Origin of the sequence: Haloferula sp. BvORR071 (genome assembly GCF_000739615.1) — a bacterium.
GTDB lineage: Bacteria > Verrucomicrobiota > Verrucomicrobiia > Verrucomicrobiales > Akkermansiaceae > Haloferula.
Window position 1 is genome coordinate 70,007 of record NZ_BATP01000057.1, and the last position, 23,473, is coordinate 93,479.

At 63.2% G+C, this 23,473-nt stretch carries 20 protein-coding genes; 13 read left to right on the top strand and 7 right to left on the bottom strand.

The window, feature by feature from the left end:
• Nucleotides 1-12: 12 nt before the first annotated feature.
• From BV071_RS27730 to BV071_RS35905, 3 genes are all read right to left on the bottom strand, one after another.
• Nucleotides 13-1,563 carry a glucose-6-phosphate isomerase gene (locus BV071_RS27730; RefSeq protein ID WP_035614409.1) on the bottom strand — a complete coding sequence of 517 codons (1,551 nt, stop codon included), beginning with the start codon at nucleotides 1,561-1,563 and terminating at the stop codon, nucleotides 13-15.
• Nucleotides 1,564-1,710: 147 nt separating this feature from the next.
• Nucleotides 1,711-2,238: an adenine phosphoribosyltransferase gene (locus tag BV071_RS27735; protein WP_035614411.1), complete on the bottom strand. Its 528-nt coding sequence runs from the start codon at nucleotides 2,236-2,238 to the stop codon at nucleotides 1,711-1,713.
• A gap of 47 nt (nucleotides 2,239-2,285) precedes the next feature.
• The gene (locus BV071_RS35905) at nucleotides 2,286-2,717 is read right to left on the bottom strand and encodes a PIN domain-containing protein (RefSeq protein WP_075091028.1); all 432 of its coding nucleotides are present in this window, start codon (nucleotides 2,715-2,717) and stop codon (nucleotides 2,286-2,288) included.
• 189 nt (nucleotides 2,718-2,906) lie between these two features.
• Here BV071_RS35905 and BV071_RS35910 point away from each other — a divergent pair, with 189 nt between their 5' ends.
• The 9 genes from BV071_RS35910 to truB all read left to right on the top strand — a co-directional run bounded on the left by BV071_RS35910 (nucleotide 2,907) and on the right by truB (nucleotide 10,742).
• On the top strand, nucleotides 2,907-3,074 hold the full coding sequence (locus BV071_RS35910) for a hypothetical protein (protein ID WP_265594989.1): 168 nt from the start codon (nucleotides 2,907-2,909) through the stop codon (nucleotides 3,072-3,074).
• Between the two features lie 40 nt (nucleotides 3,075-3,114).
• Nucleotides 3,115-3,444 (top strand): hypothetical protein, encoded by a 330-nt coding sequence (locus tag BV071_RS27745; RefSeq protein ID WP_035614414.1) that lies wholly within the window; start codon nucleotides 3,115-3,117, stop codon nucleotides 3,442-3,444.
• 90 nt (nucleotides 3,445-3,534) lie between these two features.
• Entirely contained in the window at nucleotides 3,535-4,299 is a 765-nt protein-coding gene (ccsA, locus tag BV071_RS27750) for a cytochrome c biogenesis protein CcsA (RefSeq protein WP_035614416.1), read from the top strand.
• Entirely contained in the window at nucleotides 4,300-5,304 is a 1,005-nt protein-coding gene (gene hemA, locus BV071_RS27755; protein ID WP_035614418.1) for a glutamyl-tRNA reductase, read from the top strand. It abuts the gene before it with no gap.
• Entirely contained in the window at nucleotides 5,301-6,239 is a 939-nt protein-coding gene (gene hemC, locus BV071_RS27760) for a hydroxymethylbilane synthase (RefSeq protein ID WP_035614420.1), read from the top strand. The genes hemA and hemC overlap by 4 nt, the downstream gene beginning before the upstream one ends.
• Nucleotides 6,236-7,744 (top strand): uroporphyrinogen-III C-methyltransferase, encoded by a 1,509-nt coding sequence (gene cobA, locus BV071_RS27765; RefSeq protein WP_035614422.1) that lies wholly within the window; start codon nucleotides 6,236-6,238, stop codon nucleotides 7,742-7,744. Before hemC ends, cobA begins: the two co-directional genes overlap by 4 nt.
• Nucleotides 7,745-7,849: 105 nt before the next feature.
• The gene (locus BV071_RS34960; protein ID WP_035614424.1) at nucleotides 7,850-8,647 is read left to right on the top strand and encodes a helix-turn-helix transcriptional regulator; all 798 of its coding nucleotides are present in this window, start codon (nucleotides 7,850-7,852) and stop codon (nucleotides 8,645-8,647) included.
• Nucleotides 8,648-9,000: 353 nt separating this feature from the next.
• Nucleotides 9,001-9,990, top strand: coding sequence for a bifunctional oligoribonuclease/PAP phosphatase NrnA (locus tag BV071_RS27775; RefSeq protein ID WP_052573966.1), 990 nt, complete (start codon nucleotides 9,001-9,003; stop codon nucleotides 9,988-9,990).
• Between the two features lie 17 nt (nucleotides 9,991-10,007).
• Nucleotides 10,008-10,742 carry a tRNA pseudouridine(55) synthase TruB gene (gene truB / locus BV071_RS27780; protein ID WP_052573967.1) on the top strand — a complete coding sequence of 245 codons (735 nt, stop codon included), beginning with the start codon at nucleotides 10,008-10,010 and terminating at the stop codon, nucleotides 10,740-10,742.
• A gap of 171 nt (nucleotides 10,743-10,913) precedes the next feature.
• Here truB and BV071_RS27785 read toward each other — a convergent pair whose 3' ends face one another.
• Both BV071_RS27785 and BV071_RS27790 read right to left on the bottom strand, forming a co-directional pair.
• On the bottom strand, nucleotides 10,914-11,300 hold the full coding sequence (locus BV071_RS27785; RefSeq protein ID WP_035614428.1) for a hypothetical protein: 387 nt from the start codon (nucleotides 11,298-11,300) through the stop codon (nucleotides 10,914-10,916).
• An 88-nt stretch (nucleotides 11,301-11,388) separates the two neighbouring features.
• A complete protein-coding gene (locus BV071_RS27790) occupies nucleotides 11,389-12,336 on the bottom strand; it encodes an AraC family transcriptional regulator (RefSeq protein WP_265594990.1) in 948 nt (315 codons plus the stop codon).
• Nucleotides 12,337-12,501: 165 nt separating this feature from the next.
• Here BV071_RS27790 and BV071_RS27795 point away from each other — a divergent pair, with 165 nt between their 5' ends.
• Together BV071_RS27795 and BV071_RS27800 are read left to right on the top strand one after the other, a co-directional pair.
• Nucleotides 12,502-13,233 carry an SDR family oxidoreductase gene (locus BV071_RS27795; RefSeq protein WP_035614430.1) on the top strand — a complete coding sequence of 244 codons (732 nt, stop codon included), beginning with the start codon at nucleotides 12,502-12,504 and terminating at the stop codon, nucleotides 13,231-13,233.
• A 38-nt stretch (nucleotides 13,234-13,271) separates the two neighbouring features.
• Nucleotides 13,272-14,033: an SDR family oxidoreductase gene (locus BV071_RS27800; RefSeq protein ID WP_035614432.1), complete on the top strand. Its 762-nt coding sequence runs from the start codon at nucleotides 13,272-13,274 to the stop codon at nucleotides 14,031-14,033.
• A gap of 68 nt (nucleotides 14,034-14,101) precedes the next feature.
• Here the strand turns inward: BV071_RS27800 and BV071_RS33845 are convergent, their stop codons facing one another.
• Nucleotides 14,102-16,549, bottom strand: coding sequence for a hypothetical protein (locus BV071_RS33845; protein WP_265594991.1), 2,448 nt, complete (start codon nucleotides 16,547-16,549; stop codon nucleotides 14,102-14,104).
• A 304-nt stretch (nucleotides 16,550-16,853) separates the two neighbouring features.
• Between BV071_RS33845 and BV071_RS27810 the strand changes: the two genes are divergently transcribed.
• Nucleotides 16,854-19,898: an ATP-binding protein gene (locus BV071_RS27810; protein WP_035614435.1), complete on the top strand. Its 3,045-nt coding sequence runs from the start codon at nucleotides 16,854-16,856 to the stop codon at nucleotides 19,896-19,898.
• On the top strand, nucleotides 19,895-20,521 hold the full coding sequence (locus BV071_RS27815; RefSeq protein WP_035614437.1) for a response regulator transcription factor: 627 nt from the start codon (nucleotides 19,895-19,897) through the stop codon (nucleotides 20,519-20,521). The genes BV071_RS27810 and BV071_RS27815 overlap by 4 nt, the downstream gene beginning before the upstream one ends.
• A gap of 35 nt (nucleotides 20,522-20,556) precedes the next feature.
• Here the strand turns inward: BV071_RS27815 and polA are convergent, their stop codons facing one another.
• On the bottom strand, nucleotides 20,557-23,352 hold the full coding sequence (gene polA / locus BV071_RS27820; protein ID WP_035614439.1) for a DNA polymerase I: 2,796 nt from the start codon (nucleotides 23,350-23,352) through the stop codon (nucleotides 20,557-20,559).
• Nucleotides 23,353-23,473: the final 121 nt, after the last annotated feature.

Below are 23,473 nucleotides of genomic sequence, written 5' to 3' on the forward strand. Positions count from 1 at the left end.
CGGTTTGCGAGCTTACAGCGAGAAGTTGTCCTCCGCCGGCGTTGCGCCGAGCGAGATCTGCGCTTCGCCGTTGGCCGCGAGGTGCGTCAGGCAGTGATAGACGTCCTCCGCGTCAGCATCGGTCTCGAAGGCGATCTCGTTGGCGGTCTTGGCCTCGGAGACCAGACGGCTGCGCACGGCGCCGAGCAGGTCCAGGAACACGGCTGCGGCCTTCTTGCCGGCTTCCACGCCCGGTTGGTGGTAGGCGTTGATGTTCACCAGCGAGGCGTAGAAGGAAACCGTGCGCTCGAAGAGGGCGATCAGCACGCCGAGCTGGAAGGGCGTGACTTCCGGGATCGAGATGGTCACCGACTTGCGGCCGGAATCGTAGAGCGCCTTGCGGGTGCCGCGCAGGAAGCCTTGCAGGTAATCGGCGGAGCTGTTGCCTGGCTCGACTTCGATCGACTCGCCGTGGCGGCCCTTGCGGACCTCGATGAGAGTGGCGAAGAAGTTCGGCACGCCGTCGCGGAGCTGCTGGACGTAGGCATGCTGGTCGGTGGAACCCTTGTTGCCGTAGACCGCGATGCCTTGGTTGACCACCTTGCCGTCGAGGTCGTGCTCCTTGCCGAGCGACTCCATCACGAGTTGCTGCAAGTACTTCGAGAATAGTACCAGTGAGTCCTTGTAGGGCAGGACCACCATGTCCTTCTCGCCCTTGCCATTGCCGGAGGCATACCAGGCGAGTGCCAGGCGCATCGCGGCGTTCTTGTCACCGGTCTTGCGGGTCTCCACGTCCATGGCAGCGGCACCGGCGAGCAGGGAGTCGATATCGATGCCTTGCAGCGCGGCGGGCACGAGGCCCACGGTGGACATCACCGAGGTGCGGCCGCCGACCCAGTCTTCCATCGGAAAGCGGGCAATGAAGCCTTGTTTCTCGGCCACCTGATCGAGCTTCGAGCCAACTCCGGTCACGGCCACAGCATGCTTGCCGAAGTCCATGCCCGCAGCGTCATAGGCGGCCTTGGCCTCGACCATGCCGTTGCGGGTCTCCGGGGTGCCGCCGGACTTGGAGATTACCACCACCAGGGTGTTGGCCAGGCCGGTCGTGCCGATGTCCGAGAGCACGCGGTCGATGCCGGCGGGATCGGTATTGTCGAAGAAATGAATTGGCATGCGCGCGCCGTGGCCGATGGCCTCCGCGACGAGCTGTGGGCCAAGCGCGGAACCACCGATGCCAATCAAGAGGATGCGCTGGAAGATGCCACCGCCCGGCGGCTTGACCTGACCGGTGTGAACCTTCTCGGCGAAGTGCTTGAGATCAGCCAGTGGCTTGGTGATGGCATCGCTCAGCTCCTTGCTCGGAGCCAGCTTGGCATTGCGCAGCCAGTAGTGGCCGACCATGCGCTTTTCATCGGGATTGGCGATCGCACCGGACTCCAGTGCGGCGATGTCGGCATAGGCCTTCTCCACTTTTGGCGCCATCTTGGTCAGGAAGGCTTCGTCGAGGTCCATCAGGGACGTATCGAGCGAGAAGCCGAATTGCGGATAGCGGATCAGGGTGGCGGCGTAGGTATTCCAGGACATGGCAGTGGCAGAAAGTGAAAGGGGAGAAAAGCGTAGGGCCTGCGAGCGAGGTGGCAAGCGGCGCGATTGTCACGGGACGGCTCCCGCGATGAGAAGATTTCAGGGCGTGAATGAATCCCGGGAAATCCCGGTATGATTCCGCCACCCTCAGTCGAAAATCAGGATCGATTCGATCTTGTGGCTGCCGAGCTGCGAGCGGCCATTCAGGAAGCCGAGCTCAATCAGGAAGGCGACCCCGACGACCTTGGCACCGAGTTGGTCCAGCAGCTTCAGGGCTGCGCCCGCGGTCCCGCCGGTGGCCAGCAGGTCATCCACCAGCAGGACCGTTTCGCCGGGAAGCACGGCATCCTCGTGGAGCTCGACCACGGATTCGCCGTATTCCAGCGAGTAGGCCACCTGCTTGGTCTTCCACGGCAGCTTGCCCTTCTTGCGCACCGGCACGAAGCCTGCGCCGATTCGGTCCGCCACCGCTGCGGCGAAGATGAAGCCGCGGGCATCGATGCCCACCACCTTGTCGATCTTCTGCCCGGCGGCGCTCTCCGCCAGCAGCGTGATCGCATCGCGGAACAACGCCGCATCGCCGAGGATCGGGGTGATGTCCTTGAACACGATTCCCGGCGTCGGGAAATCGACCACATCGCGGATGGCGGCACGCAGGGAGTCCGGGGAAGGCATGGCTGGCGCTTGGTTAGGGCAAGGTGGGGGGCACGCCAAGCATTCCCTCACGGGCAGGCCACCATCGGATCCTCCGGTGCCAGCGAGCGGAAGTTCTCCAGATTGAAGGTCAGCAGCTTCTCGCACTCCGCCTTGTGCGCCGCGACGATGCAGAGCGCGTCCCGGATCGCGGTACCATCCATCCCGCGTTGGGCGGCCATCCGCATCGCACGGGAAATGACCTCCGGGGACTCCGGCACGATCTCGAAGCAGTTCAGGATGATCGCCCGGATCAGGCGCTGGGCATCCCGGGGACTGATCTTCGGATCGAGAGGCAGCGAGGTCAGCGTTTCGAACAACTCCGCAAGGGTGCGGCCATTCGTGAATCCCTGCGCGTAGCCTTGGTAGATCGCCTTCACGCGGGGGAAGGCTGCGGCATGGGCCGGGTGCTCCTTCAACAGAGCTGCGACAAGGACTGAAGTGTCGAACCAGATTTTCACGTTCAGTTCGCCCCCTCTCGCCTTCTTGGGACCCCTGCGAATCCTCGATCCCGCAATGGCCCCGGGCTGGCCGGAACTGCCGTAGGATGAAGGCGAGGAGTCATGATTCCTGAACGCCGGGAACCGTGGTGATCTGTCGAAATTGAAGGGCGGATTGCCATGGCCTGCGGCTGGCGATAATTTCGCGCCGTGATTGCCATCGACCTCGAACCGGTAATCGAGCGCCGTCTCGCCTTGCTGGCGGAGAAGGCCGGCCAGAGTGAGGCCTTCCATGCGGGAGCGGGGATCCGCGAACTTCTGGAAATTCTTGAGAGCGGCTCCTCAATCCCGGAACGGGTTGCTCGTCCGATGAGATGAATCGGGAAACGGGTTTCCCTACCTGACCTTGCCCATTGGAATGCAGCCGATACGCAACAAGGTACTCATTTTGGGGGGATTTGTTGTCTCGGCCCTGTGCCCTCTGATCCTTGCTGTCACCGGTGCGTATAAGCCTGAGGCTCGTGACCTGCAGAACTACCCCTCGATTGCCAGAATCTCGATTGCCGCAGGCGACCACGTGGCCACTTACAGTATCCTGGCCCTCATCGGTCTCGGGGCTTTCTGCGCCTTTTACCGGAAATTACGTATCGCGATTGTCGCGGTGAGCTTGCTGCTCTTGGCGTCCTCCTGCCTGCAAGTTCTCACGAAGCATGTCCGGGATCAGCCGGTGGGCACCTACGATTGGTAAGGGGCTCTCCGTCTAGCAGTTCCGCTGTCCGAAATTGCAACTGCCGATTGAGGGCTTGCGCGGGAGGCGATTGAGCGCCAAGGGAGGGGCGTGGACCGCTGGTTTCTCATTGCCGCGACCGCCCTCGCTGCCGTGGGCGGGATTACCGGTATGCTGACCGTCCACCAAGGAACGCGCAGCCGCTGGACGGTGATCTGGATGGTGGCGGCCTTTGCGGCGCAGCTCGCTTTTCTCTACGTCCGGGGCCAGATGCGCGGGGCCTGCCCCTTGGTCGGGATCGGCGAAATCCTAGCCTTTTTGGCCTGGTCCTTGACCCTGTTCTATCTCGCGGTCGGGCCGACCTACCGGCTTTCGCTACTGGGGGTGTTCACGGCGCCGCTGGTGGTGATTTTCCAGATTGTGGCCCTGCTCCCGGGGGTGTGGATTGTTGAACCTGAGAGGATTCCGGCAACCAATCCGTGGCGGGAGACGCATGCCGCGATGTCCGTGCTGTCCTACGGCGCGCTGGCGCTCGCGGCGGTGGCGGGAGTGATGTTTTTGGTATTGGACCGCCAGTTGAAGGACCACCACCTGCAGTCCGGCCTGTTCCGGAACCTGCCGCCGGTGCGGGAGCTGCTGAAATCGATGGTCCGCCTGCTGTGGATCGGGGTGGTGTTGCTGAGCATCGGGGTAGTGGCAGGCTTCATGATGCCGCGGCAGGGAGGGGGGGCGCACTTGGTGGCAGCCTCCGGGGTGTGGATCGGCTACGCGCTGTTGCTGGGAGTCCGGCAAGTTCGCGGGCTGACTGGTCGTAGGTTGGCGGTGGTGGCGGTGCTCTTGTTCGTGGGTTCGCTTTCGGTTTTTGCCTTGGTCTGAATGGAACTCGTCTGCGTCGGCCTGAATCACCGCACCGCGCCCGTAGAAGTGCGCGAGCGCTTCGCCGTGCCCGCGGGCAAGCTGGGGGACTCCGCGAAGGAGTTGCTGGCGATTTCCGGACTGGAGGAGAGCGTGGTGCTTTCGACCTGCAACCGGACGGAATTTTACCTCGCCGGTGAGCAGGCCGAGCATGCCGCCGCGGAGCTGCGCCGCCGCCTGGCTGCCGAGCATGGGGCGGACTCCGATCCGCACTGGTATGAGCATCATCGCATCCAGGCTGCCAAGCACCTGTGCCGGGTGGTGAGCGGGCTGGACTCCATGGTGCTGGGCGAGACCGAGATCTTCGGCCAGGCCAAGGACGCTTACCGCCAGGCGCTCGATGCCGGGGCGACCTCGGGGATCCTGAACCGGGTCTTCCAACGTGCTTTCGGCATCGGCAAGCGGGTCCGGACGGACACGCGGATCCAAGAGGGCGCCACCTCGGTGGCGGGAGCCTCGGTGGAGCTGGCGGAAAAGATTTTCGGCAAGCTCGCGGGCTGCCGCGTGATTGTGATCGGGGCCGGCGAGATGAGCCGGCAAACGGCGCAGGCGCTGGTCTCGCGCGGGGCCACCTCGGTCTTCGTGACCAACCGTTCCTACGACAAGGCGGTGCTGCTGGCGGAGGAGATGGGCGGGCGCGCCGTGCACTTCGATGAGTGGCAAGCGGTGCTCGCGGGAGTGGATGTGGTGATTTCTTCCACCAGCGCGCCGCACCCGGTGGTGCTGCCGCATCACATCGAGTCGGTCCGGCGGGTGCGTAAATTCCGGCCGCTGTTCCTGATCGACATCGCCGTGCCGCGCGACATTGATCCGGCCTGCGGCGCGATCGAAGAAGTTTACCTCTACGACATCGACACGCTGGAACAACTGGCCGGTGAGGCCCGGGTCCGGCGCGAGAAGCAGATTGTGGAATGCGACCGGATCATCGACGAGGAATTGAAAAAGCTGAACCTGCCAGGCACGTGAGCGAAGAAGAAGCAGTCCAACACACCGTTATTGGCACCCGCGGGAGCGATCTCGCGCTGGTGCAATCCGCCGCCGTCGAGCGCACCCTGTCCCTGGCATTTCCGGAACTGCGCATGGGGCGCAAGGTGATCCGCACGACTGGTGACCGCCGCACCGATGTGGCGCTGGCAGACGTGGCCAAGGCCGAAGGCACGGACAAGGGGATCTTCACCAAGGAGCTGGAAGAAGCACTGCGGGCAGGCGAGATCGACATCGCGGTGCACTCGCTCAAGGACGTGCCGACGGTGATCGATGAGGACTTTGAAATCGCCGGAGTGCTGCCGCGGGCCTCGGTCCGCGATGTGCTGGTCTCGAAACTGGTAGGTGGGCTGGATGCCCTGCCGGCCGGATCGGTAGTCGGCACCAGCAGCGTGCGGCGTGCCCGCCAGCTCGAGTGGATGCGCCCCGATCTGCGGGTGGTGGATGTGCGCGGCAACGTGCCAACCCGCCTCAAGAAGCTGGCGGATGGTTTGTTCGATGCACTGCTGCTGGCAGAGGCCGGCTTGACGCGTCTCGGCTACCGCATGACGAAGCCGGCGGTGCTGAGCGGTGTGGCGCTGAACTTCTCTCCGCTGCAGGAAGACCGCTTCTTCCCGGCCGCAGGGCAGGGGGCGATCGGCCTGGAGATCCGCAAGGGTGATGCCGCCGCGGGTGCTCTGGTCGCTGCGATCCGCGATGCGGATACCTTCACCCGCGTGCGGGCGGAGCGGGAATTCCTGCGCCTGCTGGAAGGCGGCTGCAGCACGCCGGTCGGGGTTTACACCTCCTGCGATGGTGATCTCCTGCGGATGGATGCCCGTGTCTTTCCGGATCAAGGCGGTGAGCCATCCAAGGCCAGCGCGAGCGGCACGGAGCCGCTCCAGGTGGCGAAAGACCTCTTCGAATCCCTGGCATGAGCACTTCTGGAATTTGCTATCTGGTGGGTGCCGGTCCCGGGGATCCGGGTCTGGTGACCGTGCGGGCCAAGGAGCTGGTCGAGCGGGCGGACGTGCTGGTGTACGATGCCCTTAGTAGTCCGGTGATCCTGTCCTGGGCGCGCAAGGACTGCGAGAAGATCAACGCCGGCAAGCGGGCCAAGGATCACACCCTCACGCAGGATGAGATCAATGCTCTGATCGTCGAGAAGACCCGCGCCGGGAAGACCGTGGTGCGGCTCAAGGGCGGCGATCCGATGATCTTCGGCCGCGGCGGCGAAGAGGCTGCCGAACTGGCTGCCGCTGGGGTGGCCTTCGAGATTGTGCCGGGCATCAGCTCGACCATCGGTGGCCCGGCTTATGCAGGGATTCCGGTGACGCACCGCGACCACTGCTCGCAACTGACGATTTTCACCGGTCACGAGGACCCGACCAAGGGCGAGAGCTCGATCGACTACGCCCACTTGGCGAAGACTCCGGGCACCAAGGTGTTCGTGATGGGCGTGGCGCGCTTGCGCGAGATCACCTCCGCCCTGATCGCGGGTGGGGCGGATGCGGGCACGCCGATGGCGCTGACGCGCTGGGCGACCACTGGCTCCCAGAAGACGCTCACGGGCACTCTCGCCACCATGGCGGACATCGCGGAAAGGGCGGACTTCGGTTCGCCGGCGGTGGCAGTCATCGGTGGGGTAGTAAGCGAGCGCGAAAAGATCAATTGGTTCGAGACTCGGCCGCTCTTCGGCAAGCGGATCGTGGTGACCCGCACCCGTGAACAGGCCGGTGCCCTGAGCCATGGCTTGGCTGAACTGGGCGCGGATGTGGTCGAGCTGCCGACGATCCGCATCGAGTATCCGGATGACCGCATCGGTTTCGCCGAGGGCGTGACCCATTCTCACGAATACGACTGGCTGGTCTTCTCCAGCCCGAATGGCGTGGAGAAGTTCTTCGATGCCTTCTTCGCGACCTACCCGGATGCCCGTAGTTTGGGCAATCCGCGGATTGCGGTGATTGGTCAAGGCACCGCTCAAAAGGTGAAGGAGTATCGCTTCGCGGTGGACCTGATCCCGGAGAAGTTCGTGGCGGAAGGGCTGGTGGAAGCCTTCAAAGCCGAGTCGATCGAGAACCTGACCATTCTCTGGGTGCGGGCGGAAGAGGCTCGCGATGTGATCTACGACGGACTGGTCGCCCAAGGCGCGATCGTGGACGAGTGCATCGCCTACAAGACCGTGCCAGAGACCGAAGACCCGACCGGGGCCGCGGCGCGCTTCCGCGAGGACGGGGCGGATCTCGTGACTTTCACCTCGGCATCCACCGTGGAGAATTTCTTCAAGCTCGGGCTGCCGTGGCCGAAAAAATGCGCAGCCGGAAGCATTGGTCCGGTGACCAGCGAGGCCCTGCGGAAGCAAGGCGTGGAGCCGGCCTTTGAGGCGGAGCAGCACGATATCCCGGGCTTGATCGCGGCGATCCGGCAGTGGGCCGGCGCCTAGAGCCGAAGAAATAGACTTTGGTACAATGCACAAGTCTGCACGGAAAGTGGCAGGCTTGTCGGAGCCAGCGGAAGTGTGCTAGGATGCCACCTCGCTGCTGCACTCATGCCTCTTCAGAATTCACCCGTTACCGAAGCCGACTTCATTCAGGTGGTCCGCGTTCTTGCGGAGATCGCCACCATGGAGGGATCGCTGGATGACAAGCGGGTGCGCTTGATGGATGAGATTGCCGCGATCGTCGGAGCGGACAGTTGGGTATGGGCATTTTCGCCCTTGTTGAAACCGGGAGCCCAACCGGTCTATCTGGTCCAGAATCGTGGTGGCTTCGATGAAGGGCGGATCAGCCGGCTGTTGATGGCAATCGAACATCCGGATAGCGGCGAGATGACCGCTCCCTTTGCCCAGGCGATGATGGAAAGCGGGGCCCAGGTCACGCGGATCCGGCAGCAGATTGTTCCCGACCAGCGCTTTTTCAATTCGCCTTCATTGCCCCTCTGGCAGGAGGCCAATGTCGGGCCGCTGATGCTCAGTGCGCGCCCGCTGGAAGGGAAGGGGATCGCGATGTGCGCATTCTACCGGGCGGTGGCTGCCCCGGAATTCACGCCGCGCGAAGCCCGGATCGCCCACATCGTCCTTACCGGCGTGCCGTGGCTGCACGAAGAGAGCGTGCCGCACCCGCAGGCGAACGATATTCCGAAGCTGCCGCCGCGCTGCCGCCTGATTCTCAACCAACTGGTCCAAGGCCGGGCACGGAAGGAGATCGCGGCGGATCTGGTGCTGTCGCTGCACACGGTGAATGACTACATCAAGCAGATCTTCAAGCACTTCGGCGTTCACTCGCAGACCCAGTTGATCGCGCGGCTGAGGAATGGGGATGGCGGCGATCAAGCGGATCCGGCGTGAGCTGGAGGGGACTCCCGTACTTTGGGGGGTAGGCGGGTGGCGTAGGATGATGTTAAGCTCGGACGCTCAGCTAGCGGGACTTCCCCTGGCTGGGTGGAATCTGCTCTCCCCCCGTAGGCAGGTCTCCTCGCCCGGAATTTGCTCATGACACCGCTAGCTCCGGGCGGGGAGGCAGATGCCGCGGAAGGTGGGAAAGAGCGAGGCTGATTGGAGCCCTTCCCGGGGGCCCAAGGTGCCGCCGGCTACCACAAATGCTCCGCCCGCACAGGCGCTGTGTGGGCTGCCTTTGTCCTTGCGCCCGGGCATTTCCTCGTGAGAATCGCCGCCCCCGCGGACGGCGGGACTGACGCATCATGCCCGAAAACGCGACCTACCAGCAGATCGGCGAAATTTTCGCGCGTTACGACTCCTTCGTAATCATGAGCCATGTGCGGCCGGATGGCGATGCCATCGGCTCGCAACTCGCACTTGGCCTCGCGCTTGAAGCCGCGGGCAACAAGGTGCGGATGATCAATGACGACGGGCTGCCGGATAACCTGGCTTTCCTGCCGAGCTCGGAGCGGATCGAACTGCCGCCCGCAGAGCCGCTGGATGTAGAAGTGGCGATCGCGCTCGATACCGCGACCAAGCCGCGGCTTGGCGAGGCCTCACTGCATGCCGCCTCGAAGGCGAAAGTCTGGATCAACATCGACCACCACAAGTCGAACCCGCGCTACGGCGATGTGAACCACATCGACTCCAGCAGCCCGGCGACTGGGGAGATTCTTTACAAGCTGATCACCGCGCTGAACCTGCCGCTGACCCCGGCGACGCGCGATGCGATCTACGTGGCGGTATCGACCGATACGGGCTCCTTCCAGTATCCCTCGACAACGGCGGACACCTACCTGATGGCGGCGGATTTGATCCGTCGCGGGCTGGATGTGGGGCGGATCAATTCGCTGACCTACGACAGCCACCCCTATCGCCGGATCCAGCTCACCCGGGCGCTGCTCAACACGCTGGAACTGACCGGTGGCAATCACATCGCGCACTGGGAACTGACGATGGCCACGCGCGATGAGCTGGGCCTGAAGCCGGAGGATAGCGAGGGCCTGATCGACATGATCCGTGCCATCGAAGGCGTGACCGTGGCGCTGTTCTTCGAGGAGCTCTCCGACGGCAAGATCCGCGTTTCGATGCGCTCGAAGGATCCGAAGGTGGATGCCAGCGAGGTCTGCAGCCAATTCGGCGGCGGTGGTCACGCCCTGGCTGCGGGCATCCGCATGGCCGGGCCGATGGCCGAAGCCAAGCAGCGGGTGTTGGCTGCCGTGCAGGCAGCGATGCCCGGCAACGGCAATTGATTTTTACTTACTGATACATGAATCGACCGAACCCCGGGCTTGTAGTTCCCAGCGGCGTGCTGCTGGTGGACAAGGCTCCCGACATGACCTCGCACGACGTGGTCGCCATTGCCCGCCGCGCCCTGGGCACCAAGAAGATTGGCCACTGCGGCACCCTGGACCCGATGGCCACGGGCCTGCTGATGCTGGTGGTGGAACGCGCCACCAAGATCCAGGACCTGCTGATGAGCGAGGACAAGGAGTATGAGGGCACGCTGACACTCGGCAAGACGACCTCCACCCAGGATCGCCAGGGTGATGTTCTGGAAGAGAAGGAAGTGGCGGCCTTCACGGCGGCTCAGGTCGATGCGGCATTCGGTGAGTTCACCGGGGCCTTCGAGCAGATCCCGCCGATGGTTTCCGCGATCAAGAAGGATGGTGTGCCGCTCTACAAGCTGGCGCGCAAGGGCCAGGAGGTCGAGCGTGCGCCGCGGCCGGTGACGGTGATGAAGTACGAGGTTCATCGTATCGAGCTGCCGGAGATTGATTTCACGGTGAACTGCTCGAAGGGTTTCTACGTCCGTACCTACGCGCATGACATCGGCGCGAAGCTCGGTTGCGGAGCGCACCTCAGCGCGTTGCGCCGGACCCGTTCCGGGCGTTTCACGCTGGAGCGGGCGGTGCAGGTCGACCAGCTCAAGACGATGCCGCGGGAAGAACTGTGGCGGAGCTTGGTGAGCCTGGCGGAGATCTCGCTGATGCGCGGGGCTTGACCTGAGGAACATCCCCGGTGTCCTAGGCGTCCTATGGAGTGCGGCGGCACGACGCCGCTTTCGCTTCGGGCGGACTTCCTTTGCTCGTTCGTGGCCACCAATCGTAGCGGCATCGACACCAAGCCAGAGCGGCGTCGTGCCGCCGCACTCCATAGGACGCCCCTTTGGGGCCTATTTCGCTTCGTCCCACTTGCGGTGGGGGAGGAAAGGGCGGGAGTGGGCAGCGTCGGTGGGAGATGTCAGCTTGCCATCCCGCACGCCATCAGCCAGGTCGACTTCGATGGCGCGCTTGGCGACTTCATCGCGTTTGAGAACGCCCTTCTCCTCTAGCAATTGTAGCAGGGACTCGATGATCAGCCCTGCTTGGCCGAGGTCATTCTCCAACTCCTCCACCCGCCGTTCGAGGTCTTGGCTGCGTGAGCTTTCCCAGCGGCGTTCACGTTCTTCACGGAAGCGGTTCTGACCATCTTGGTGTGCTCGCAGGCTTTGGGTCTCGGCGATGTTGCGGAGGTGGCTCGCTTGTGCCTGCTCAGGGAAGAAGAAGTCGAAGAAGCTCATGGTTGGCGGAGGATGACGGTTTCCCGGCGCGGTGCGATTACAAGATGTGAAGCTGCTTCCAGTGTCAGTGGATGGCGCGAGACTCCAATCACGCCAGATTGATCAAGTTCCGCCGCATCTCCTCCGCCACCGCGGCGGGGGTGTCGCCGAAGAAGCGCTTGAACTCGCGATTGAACTGCGAGGCGCTCTCGTAGCCGACAAGGCGTGAGGCGCTGCTGGCGGTCTCGCCTTGGTTGACCATGAGCAGGCGTGCGCGGTGAAGGCGGATGCTCTTCAGATACTGGAGGGGAGGTGAGCTGGTGACGGCCTTGAAGTGGGCGTGGAAGGTGGAGACGCTCATGCCAGCCTCAGCCGCCAGCGTGGCCATGTCCATGGGGGTGGCATACTCCGCATGCATGCGGTGCAGGGCGCGGCTGATCTGGCCGAAGTGGGTGTGCGGTGCGGCGAGTGCTCGCAGTGTGCCCGCCTCCTCATGGCAGAGCACGCGGTAGAGGATCTCGCGGACGATCTGCGGACCGAGGATCTTTGCTTCATCGGCATGGCCGAGGGTGTCGACCAAACGCACCACCGCATCGTAGAGACGGTCATCGAGCGGATTGGAGCGGATCGCCTGCGGCTTGCCCATCGGGATCGGCGGGGCCTTCTCCATCTCCATCATGATCTCGGTGATCACACCGGGCGTGACACCGATGGAGATGCCTAACAGAGGACCATCCGGCGAGGCTAGGGTCTCACACTCGAAGGGCAGGGGAACGGAGAGCACCAGGTAGTGGTTCGCGTCGTAGGTGTAGATCTGCTCACCGATGTAGCCGCGCTTCCGCCCCTGAGCCACGATCACAATACTAGGGTCATAGGAGACCTTGGTGCGCATCATGGGGAAGCTCGAGCGCATGAACTTGACCCCCGGCAAACGTGAGAGACTGTAGCCCTCGCCCTGCGCAAGTTGCCCGAGGAGATCGACGAGGCGGGTATCGCGCGGTGATTCGATCGGCTCGTGGAATGGCATGGCCCTTTTTGAGGTGCTGTTGGTGCTCATGGGAGAAATAGGCAATAGAGTGGGTGAATCGTGCAATGGAAATCCGGGGCTTCGTAGGATCGTGCAATCATTTCGGTTCATCGGGTCTATCGCAGAAGCGCCGCTCTGGATACGGTTGAATCATGGAAACGCGGTGAGCGCGCTCCTCCCAAACCAACGAAAAACATGAACCCCGAATCAAAAGTTGTCCTGATCACCGGCGCCAGCAGTGGCATCGGCGAAGCCACTGCCCGCCACCTCGCCCGCAAGGGTCACCGCCTGGTGATCGGCGCGCGCCGCACCGATCGTCTCGAAGCCCTGGCCACGCAACTCAATGCCGAGTGTGGCACCGTCGAGTTCAGCTCGCTGGATGTGACCGACCTCGATGATGTGCGCGCCTTTGCCGGGCTCGCGCTGGAGAAGTTCGGCCGCATCGACGTCATCGTGAACAACGCCGGCGTGATGCCGCTCTCTCCTCTCGAAGCTCTCAAGATCGACGAGTGGAACCGGATGATCGACGTGAACATCCGCGGCGTGCTCCACGGCATCGCCGCAGCGCTTCCGGTGATGAAGAAGCAAGGCTCCGGACAAGTGATCAACGTCTCCTCGATCGCGGGGCACCTGGTCTGGCCGAGTTGCGCGGTCTACAGTGCCACCAAGCATGCGGTGATCGCGATCTCCGAGGGCCTGCGCCAGGAGAACACGGACATCCGGGTGACGGTGATCTCGCCCGGTGTGACCACCTCCGAGCTGGCCCACACCATTACGCATGAAGACACGGCCAAGTTCATCGATGGCTTCCGCGAGGTGGCCATTCCCGCGGATGCGATTGCCCGCGCGATTGCCTTTGCGATCGAGCAACCCGGCGAAGTGGACGTGAACGAGATCATTGTTCGTCCCACCGCTAGCGCTTATTGAAGAGAAGCCCCAAGAACCCCGATACCCCATTCAATCCCATGAACCTCTCGAACAAGATCGCCCTCGTCACCGGTGGTAGCCGTGGCCTTGGCCGGAATATCGCCCTTGCTCTCGCCGGCCGCGGGGCGGACATCGTCCTCACCTACCGCGAGCGCAAGTCCGACGGCGAGGCTGTGGCCGCGGAGATCGAAGCACTCGGCCGCAAGGCGGTGCTGCTGCAACTCGATGTGGCGGACACCGGTGGCTTCGCTCGTTTCGCCGATGATCTGCGCGCCGCACTGGCCGCGACCTGGCAGCGTGAGTCCTTCGACTTCCTGCTGAACAATGCGGGCATCGATTCCTCCGCGCCCTTCGCGCAAATGACAGAGGAGAACTTCGACCGCCTCTACAACGTCCACTTCAAGGGCGTCTATTTTCTCACCCAGCGGCTGCTGCCCCTGATTGCGGATGGCGGACGGATCGTCTGCACCTCCAGCGGTCTGGCGCGCTTCGCGATCCCCGGCTACTCGGCTTATGGTGCGATGAAGGGCGCGATTGAAGTGTTGGCTCGCTATCTTGCGAAGGAACTCGGCTCGCGCCGCATCGGAGTGAACGTCATCGCACCGGGAGCGATCGAGACCGACTTCACGGCTGGCCATCTGGCGCACGAGGGCGTGCGGGAGATGCTCTCGGCACAGACCGCCTTGGGCCGCGTCGGCGTGCCGGATGACATCGGCGGTGTGGTCGCCTTCCTCTGCTCGGAAGAGGGACGCTGGGTGAATGCCCAGCGGCTGGAGGCATCCGGCGGGATGTTCCTCTGATCCCCGACTGCTAACAAAAAAAGCGGCCACCCCACCCGGGATGGCCGCCTCTTGTTACCGTCCCCGGATCAGGGAACTTCTTCAACCCGGTAGAAGGCTCGTGTCGCCGGCGGCGCGGGATCGACAAAGACGTGCGAGGCCGCTCCCGTGAAGGGGGCTCCCACTGCGGCGAAGTCGTTATTCAGCGCGGCACTGCGCTTCAATTGATAGCTCTTGGAGGCGATCAATCCGGTGATAGTCACTTGGAAGCTCCCGCCATTGAAGCCGGAGCTGCTCACCACCGGTGGTGATGGCACGCTGTTGATGTCCGCGGGATTGGAGCCGGACAGCAGTTCGTCGGCGTTGGTATAGCCGTCGAAGTCCGGATCGCCATTGGGTCCGTTGTCGCCCGTGGCGCTCTTGGGATCCAAACGGTTGGCAAGTTCCCAAGCATCGGGCAGGCCATCGCTGTCGGAGTCCAGCGAGTTCGGCACGGCGATGATGCGGACATTGTCCACGATCACGCGACCACCGGTCTTGTGGCGCACATAGACGGCGATGTTCCCCGCGGGTGGAGTGGCACCGGTCACCAAGGCGTAGGCCTGGGCCAAGCCGCCGAAGCCGACGCTGGAGATGGCGCTGGCATCACGGATCTTGTTGATCGCGTTGTCCGCATCCGGGCTGCCAGAGGCAGGCAGGGTGTTGTTCAGGTTCATCTTGCCCGGCACGGTGTGCAGCTCGGTGCCAATCGCCGCGCTGGAGAAGAGGCCGAATTCGACGATGCCGGTGGCGTAGCCATTGCGGTAACCGCCGGCGATGTCCACGAGGTAGGTCGTATTCGGCGCGAAGGCCACGCCGGTATCCTGATAGATGTAGCCGTCGATCTGCTCGATGCCGATGAACTGCGTGCCCTCACCACCGGTCATGCCAACCGAGGCGATGTTTTCCACGAAGGTATCGCCGAGGTCAGGTGCGTTCGCCTTGGTCCAGCTGTCCGGCACACCTTGGATGTAGGTGGCTGTCGTCGGCAGCTCAAAGCCGTGGTTGGCCACTGCGACCGTGGGCTGGTTGGACGAGGCTTGGCTGGGATCAGTACCGAGCAGGAATTCCCAGCGGTCGGTGGTGCCGTCGCCATCGCTGTCGGTCTTGTTGGGATCGGTGCCGGGGCTCACACCGGCCACGTAGGTGCCGGGGATTTCCTGATCATCCCGGAAGCCATCGCTATCGCTGTCGGCCTTGAGGGGATTGGTACCGCGAGATGCAGCACTGACCCAGATGCCGGTGCCGGTTTCCGCGCCATCAAGCACGGTGTCGTCGTCGGAGTCGGAGTCACGCGGGTCGGTCTTGCGTGTATACTCTTGGGAGTTGGGCGAACCGTCATTGTCGGGATCGCCATTGGCTCCGTTGACCACATTGCCGGTGCCTGGGTCGGTCGGGTCGAAGTTGTTGGTGACCTCCCAGCCATCCGGCAGGCCATCGCCATCGGTATCCACCTTGTTGCCCTTGGTGTGATAGACGGTTTTTTCGTCCAGATCGCTCAGGCCATCGCCGTCGCTGTCGGTATTGATCGGGCTCGTGCCATCTACCCCACCGTTGTATTCCTGCAGGTTGGTGAGGGTGTCGCCGTCCGGGTCGCCGTTCGGGCCGTTTTTGGGGTCGATGCTACCGTTGTCGTTCGGGTTCAGGCCGTAATTGCTTTCCCAGGAATCAGGCAGGCCGTCGCCATCGGTATCCACGATCACCGTCTGGTCGGTGCCGATGATCTGGATTGCATTGATGGTGGCGCGGATTTTGTCCGTGCCGGCTTCTTCAGCGCGCAGATAGAAGGACGGCGCGGTGAGATTGGAGAAGACGGTGTAGTTGCCCGCGCCGGAGGTGCCTGTCACCTTGGTGAAGGTGGGTGTGGTGCCCCAGTTCGAGTTGTCGATGACCTCCACCCGGCTGGTGATATCGGGTCCCAGGCCGGGGTCTCCGTTGACGGGATTGGAGCTATCGGTCGCGGCGAGCCAGAACAAGGAGCCGCGGGTGCCGGTGGCGGTATCGCCGTCCGAGTAAATCACCACGCTATAGGAGGTGAGTCCCTTGGCGGCCATCCAGGTGTCGAGACCGGTGAGCAGGCAGTCCGGCTTGTCGTCGCTGTTGCCAAAGACACCGTCGAAGGCAGCGTTGATGGCGGCACCGTTCGAATCGAGGTAGCCCTTCATCAGCTTGTGGTTACCGCCGAGGGCCTCGTTCGCATTGGTGTTCCAGAGGCCGGTGGCGTCCCACTTCAGGGTCACCGCGGTGGCGGTTCCGGTATTGTCATTGAGTGTTCCGGCATTGCCCCAGCGGCCGCGGTTATTCCAGTTGGTCTGCTCATAAGTTGGAGCGCCGGCGCTTTCCGTGGCACCTAGTAGATAGGCGGCATTCTCGGAGAAGTTAACGCCGATCGGGAAGTCCGTGGCCGAAGCGGTGCCAGCCAAGAGAGGGAGTGTGAGGGGGATGGCAGATGCGATCTGCCGACGGAGGTTGGTCCTGTTGGGTTGGGTTTGTTTCATGGGCGTGACAAGGTCACTATTTGGGTTCACCTCCGGAGCGATCATAGGGTTAGTTAGAATCGCAGGGTATCCGGGGATAACTGCGCAGCGTAGAGGAGTTCGTGCTATCCCGCCACTACCCAGGGTGGTAGAAATCCCCCCCTATCCATTGATGCCGCCGATTCGCATTCGATTTCCTTCCCTCAGCGGGCCGGGTATGATGCAACGCGGTTGTTGCCACCACGAGTGCATGCGAGCGAGCAATCCAAGCCCTGATCTCCTGCCGTGCCGCTATTGGCGGGGCTGCTTCGTGGCTGCATGTCTCATGCTTATTCCTTGGTCTTCGGGCTTCGCGCAAGAAGAGCGGCCGCTGACGCTCGCGGGCTTCAGTGATTCGCTGGCGAAGGGCGTGGTGGCGAATGCCAACTTCCGCCTCGCGGCCAAGGTCTGTGCGGTGAGCGCCGACCGGCGTCTCCTGGCGATCCAGGATGAGAGCTCGACGCTTCTGTTAGAGTGCCCGATCTTGCCGCCGGATCTTGCTGTGGGCAGCAGCGTGATCATCGACGCCAACGGCAGCCGTTTGTCCCGCGACCGCTTTGCGATCCAAGTGGATTCCGGTCCGCTGATTGAAGTCGATGGTCATCACGCGACGATCACCCGCGATGCCCCGGTGTACCTCGAAGAAGGGCTTCAGCCGGTGCGGGTCGAGTGGTTCAATGGTCTCAATCTCGCCGAGTTGAAGCTCGAGTATGAAGGTCCGGGAGTGCCTCACCAGCAGGTGCCGGCATCATCGTGGGTTCACGATGACAACAACGGCACCCAAGCGCCCGGGCTTCGCTATGAGGTCTTCACGCGGGACTGGTGGCTCGGGGTCGCCGACTTCGACGAGGTAAAGGCGGTCGGCGGTGGGATCGTCAAGGATCTCGATATCTCGGTGCGACCGCAGCCGAGCCAAGTGGGCCTCGCTTTCAGCGGCCGGATGAGGATTCCCAAGACTGGGATTTATACCTTTCGTCTCTCGTCGGACGACGGTTCGAGATTCTACATCGGCAAACCGCAGTCCCGCATTTCGGTCGAAGCGGTTGCTGTCGAAGTTCCGCAGCCACAAGCATGGAATCCGTCGATGGCTCCCGGAGCCGGCGCGTGGGTCAGTGCGGAGGGGAATGTAACCTTCGCGGCCCGGGTGGGCGGGCATCTCGAACTTGATGTCAGCGGACCTGACGCCTCCTTCCATGTCACGGTGCTCGATGGCACGCGGGAGTTGCCGCAGCGCTTGTTACGCCAGCATGTGATGCTGAAAGGGATCGGCCGGGCGGAGGGCATCATCGTCGTGGATGGCCGTGACCTTGAGCTCAGGGGCGACTCCACGGGCCAGGTTGAGTTGCTGACGCGCGCGGACCAGATCCGGCGCCTGCAGCCGGAGCAGGCGCGCAAGCGCCGCGCGCGGATCCGCGGGGTGGTGGTCATGTCCTCGCAGGATGTGTTGGTGCTCCAAGACGCCAGCGGCGGCGTCTTCATCCGCTACTCGGCACCCAGCGGCAATGTCCAGCCGCGGCCGGGTGAGTTTTGGGAGGTCGAGGGCCCGACGGATCCCGGGGATTTCTCGCCGATGATCTATGCCGAACGTGCGCGGTATCTCGGCAGTGCCGCGATGCCGGAAGCGGCGCGGCCCTCATGGGAACAGATTGCCAGCGGCGGGATGGATGCCGAGTGGGTCGAGCTCGAAGGCGTGGTGGTCTCCGCCTCGCTCAGGCAGATGGTGCTGCTCACTCGCGATGGCAAGGTGCAGATCAACGACAATCTCTCCTATCCGCTGCCGACCCACCGGATGACTGCGGAGGAGATGTCCGCTCTGCCAGGCAGCGTCGTCCGCATCCGCGGGGTCTTCACCGCGAACTGGGATAGCTACGGGCGGGTGAACGCGGGGATCTGTCAGATGGGCAATGCGACGATGTCGGTGGATGAACCGGCGCCTGTGGACCCCTATGCCGCGGAGCCGATGCAGGCTTCCGATCTTCTGCTTTTCATCTCGCACCCGGTGGTCTTCAAGCGGGTCAGGGTGACTGGGGTGGTGCTGCACGCGCGGCCACCGGAGTATTTCCTGTGGGATGGTGCGCGGGGCTTTCGGATCTTCGGCCGCGATGCCGTGCCGCTGCATGCCGGTGACCAAGTGGAGGCCGCTGGCTTTCCGCGGATCGGCGGGCCCTCGCCGATGTTGATGGAGGCGGATGTGCGCAAGACCGGCACTGCGGCGGTGCCGGCGGCAAACAAAATTGAAGGCAAGGCCTTCCCGAATCCTCGCCTGGACTCCACGCGTGTGATGGTCGAGGCCAGCTTGCTCAGCGACACGCTGCGCCAAGACGAGCGCATCCTGGAAATGCAGGCGGGGCCGCAGCGTTTCGTGGCGCGCTTGGCGGCGGCGGCCGTGGCGGGTGGCGAGACGAAGCCGATTGAGCGCGGCAGTCTGTTGCGTCTCACCGGGACTTATGCGAGCGCGGTCTCCAGCAGGCCGGGAGTGGCCGCCGCGGAACCCTTCGAGCTGCTCTTGGATAGCGCTGCGGACCTGGTGGTCCTGCAGCGTGGTCCGTGGTGGACCCTGCGGCATACGATTGCGGCGATCGCGATTCTTTCCGGCGGTCTGCTGCTGGCGCTGGTGTGGGTCTCGCTGCTGCGGCGCACCGTGGCCCAGCGCGGCAAGCAGCTCGCCGCCGAGATCGAGGAGCGCGAGGCTGCTGAGCGATACCGCGAGATCGAGAAGGAGCGGACCCGCGTGGCGCATGACCTTCACGATGAGCTGGGCGCGGGACTTACCGAGGCCGGCATCCTCACCTCGCTGGTGAAAAACCCCGGTGTCCCCGCAGAGAAAAAGGATGGCTACCTCGATCAATTGGCCGAGGTCTGCCGCGCTCTGGTGACCGGCCTGGACGAGATCGTCTGGGCGGTGAATCCGCGCTACGATTCGGTGACCGATCTCGCCGGCTACTTCTCGCTTTTCGCACAGCGTTTCCTGGGGATTGCGGGAATCACCTGCCGCCTCCAGATCGCGGAATCGGTCGCGGAGCACCCGATCGGATCCCATCAGCGCCACGACATCTTCCTCGCATTCAAGGAAGCCCTGAATAATATTGTCAGGCATTCGCAGGCCCGCGAAGTGCGGCTCGCCATCGGAGTGGCAGACCGGATCCTCACGGTCTCGCTCGCCGACGACGGCTGCGGCCTCGACCCCGCAGAGACCAAGCCGGGCAGCGACGGGCTTGTGGGGATGCAGGAAAGAATGGAGAAACTCGGCGGCCACTGCCGTATCAGCAGCAACCCGGGTGGCGGCACCACAGTCGAATTCAGCCTGCCACTGGAAAGGATCAACCCATGACCAAGATCGGTATCGTCGAAGACAGCAAGACCACCCGCGAGGGCCTGGCCACCATTATCGATCTCTCTCCGGATTACCGCTGCGTCTGCGTGTGCGACACTGCGGAGAAGGCGCTGGTGCAGCTGCCCAAGCACGCGCCGGAGGTGGTGCTGATGGACATCCAGCTTCCCGGGATGTCCGGCATCGAATGCGCCGCCAAGCTCAAGAAGCTGCTGCCGGAAGTGCAGATCATCATGGTCACGGTGTATGAGGATCCTGACCGGATTTTCAGCGCGCTGCGCAATGGGGCCTCAGGCTACCTCCTGAAGCGGGCTGCGCCGGAGCAGGTGCTCACCGCGATCCGCGACGTTCAGCAGGGCGGTGCTCCGATGAGCGGTGAGATCGCCCGCAAGGTGATCCTGCATTTCCGCGACCAATCGACCGTCGCGGAGGAAGTGGAGAATTTGACTGCGCGTGAGCGCGAGGTTCTGGAATTGGTGGCGGAGGGCTTCATCAACAAGGAGATCGCCGACCGCCTCTCCGTGACGATCGAGGCCGTCAGATGGCACCTGAAGCGGATCTACGCGAAGCTGCACGTGAGATCGCGGACGGAGGCAGCGCTGAAGCTGCGCGGGCCGAAGTGAGTCACGTAGCGGAACGGCTGCGCCGTTCCGCTACCTCAGTGCGCCGCAAGCCAGTTGGTCCCCGTGCCGTGCTCAACGAGTATCGGCACGTCGCCGGGGAGGGGTAGGGCGGTCTGCATGGCGTCGAGGATCCTCGGCACGAGTTCGGACTGCTCCTCCGGTGCGAGATCGAAAACGAGTTCGTCGTGCACCTGCAGTAGCATCTTCGTCTTGTAAGCTCCCTCGCGCAGCAGCCCATCGATCCGGATCATCGCCAGCTTGATCATGTCCGCGGAGCTGCCTTGGATCGGGGTGTTGATCGCGGCACGCTCGGCATTGCCACGGATGGTCTGGTTGCCGGACGTGAGGTCCGGGAAGTAGCGGCGTCGGCCGCACAAGGTTTCCACATAGCCGCTCATGCGCGCTTCCTGGATGGTGCGGTCCATGAACTCCTTGATCGCCGGATACTGCTTGAAATAGTTGTCGATGATCTCCGCAGCCTCGCCGCGCGGAATGTTCAAGCGCTGGCTCAGACCGAAGGCTGAGATACCGTAGATGATTCCGAAGTTCACCATTTTTGCGCCGCTGCGTTGCTCGCGGGTGACCTCGCCCTCGGCCACGCCCCAGACCTTGGCGGCGGTGGCGGTGTGAATATCGCGGTTCTCGCGGAAGGCCTCGCTCATCGAGGCATCTGCAGCGAGCGCTGCCATCACCCGCAGCTCGATTTGCGAGTAGTCGCAGGACAGCAGCGTGAAGCCCTCGCGCGGCACGAAGGCCTTGCGGATCTGGCGCCCCATCTCGGTGCGGATCGGAATGTTCTGCAGGTTCGGATCGGTGGAAGCCAAGCGCCCGGTAGCTGCCACGAGCTGGTGGAACTGGGTGTGGATTCTTCCCGTCTCCTTCACGATGTGCTGCGGCAGCGCATCGAGATAGGTGCCCTTGAGCTTGGTCGCCTCGCGATACTCGAGGATCTCGTCGATCATCGGGTGTTTGCCGGCGAGTGAAGCCAGCGTGGCTTCATCCGTCTTGAACTGCCCGGTCTTCGTCTTCTTCGCCTTGTCGGCCAGGCCGAGCTCATTGAAGAGAATCTCCCCGAGCTGCTTGGGTGAGTTCAGGTTGAAAGGCCGCCCGGCATGCTTGGCGATTGAGACCGAAAGCTCGTTGATCCGCTGTTGCAATTGCCCGCTGATCTCCACCAAGGCCGCGGGATCGATCGCGATGCCTTCCATCTCCATCCGCACCAGCACAGGAAGGAGGGGACATTCGATCTCATCGCAGACCTTCTCCTGGCCGTCCAACAGAGGCCGGATTTTCGCGGCAATCTGCCAGGTCACATCGGCATCCTCCGCCGCATACTCGGCGAGGACTTCCAAGGGGATCGAGGAGACATCGAACTCCTTCGAGCTCTTTTTGGTCTCCGCCAAGCTGAAGAGATCGTCGCTGGGTGCCGCGGGAAGGGCTGGCTGGAGATTCGAGTTCGCGATGTCCGCCAGCTTGATCGGCGAATAGCCGAGCATGGTCTCGCTGACATAGTCCATGGTATGCCGCTGGTCCGGGAAGGCCAGCGAGTGCGCCAGCATGCTATCGAAGAAGGGGCCTTCGACCTCGATGCCATGATGATGCAGCACCGAGAGATCATACTTCAGGTTGTGCCCGGTCTTCTGCGCCTTGCCGGTGAGTGCAGCCTTGAGCGGCTCGAAGAGATCCGCGGAGTAGGGGAGATACCATCCCTCGTGGTTCTGCCAGGAGAAGGCCACGCCCAGCAGCTTCGCCTCGAAGCGGTCGAGCGAGGTAGTCTCGATATCGAAGCAGAAGGCGTCCTGCTTTGCGAGGAGGGCGAAGAGCTCAACCTGCTTTTCCGCGGTATCCGCAAGATGGTAGCTATGAGGAACCTCGGCGATCTTCTTGAAGGTCTCGAAGATCGTCTGAGTCGGAGTAGCAGCCTCCGACGAACTTTCGCCTGCCGGGGCGGCGGTATCGGCCGCGCCGGGAAAGAGCCGCTTGGTCAGCGAGCGGAACTCGAACTCGGTAAAGAGCGCCTTCACCGCTTCGTCATCGCGGGAGGAGAGCTCGAGATCCTCCCAGCTCACCTCGAGCGGCGCATCGATGATGATGGTGGCGAGATCCTTCGATAGCCGTGCATTGTCGGCATGGGCTTCCAGGTTCTCCTTCTGCTTGCCTTTCAGCTTGCCGAGGTTCGCCAGCAGATTCTCCACCGAGCCAAAGTCGGCGATCAGCTTTTGCGCGGTCTTCGGGCCGATGCCGGGGACACCGGGGATGTTGTCCACTGTGTCGCCCATCAGGCCGAGCAGGTCGATGATCTCGTGCGGGCTCTTCACGCCCCAGATTTCCGGGAGCTGCTCCACGCCGATGATCTCGTGCTCGGAACCCTTCTTGCCCGGCTTCCACATGAAGGTAGTGGGGCTCAGGAGCTGGGCGAAATCCTTGTCCGGCGTGACCATGTAGGTCTCGAAGCCCGCCGGCTCGGCGCGCTTGGCCAGGGTGCCGATCAGGTCGTCCGCCTCATAGCCATCGATCTCCAGCAGGGGAATGTGGAAGGCTTGGCAGAGCCGTTTCACATTCGGGATCGCGGCGGCCAGTTCCTCCGGCATCTCATCGCGCTGCGCCTTGTAGGCGGGGAACTTTACGTGCCGGGGCGTCGGCGCGTGAGTATCGAAGGCCACGCCGAGGTGGGTCGGCTTCTCCTTTTCGAGGATGGTCAGCAGGGTGTTGGTGAAGCCGTAGAGCGCGGAAGTATTGATCCCCTTGGAATTGCGGATGGGATTCTGGATGAAGGCGAAGTGGGCCCGGTAAACGAGCGCCATCCCGTCCAAGAGGAAAAGCCGTGGCATGGGGGCAGGCTAAGCGCCGCAGCACCGGCGGGCCAAGCGCGGTGGCAGAAAAATGAACCACCAAAACGCCGGGTTTTCCATGTGTTTGATTGATATGAAGTTAGGTTTGTGACGGGCTTCG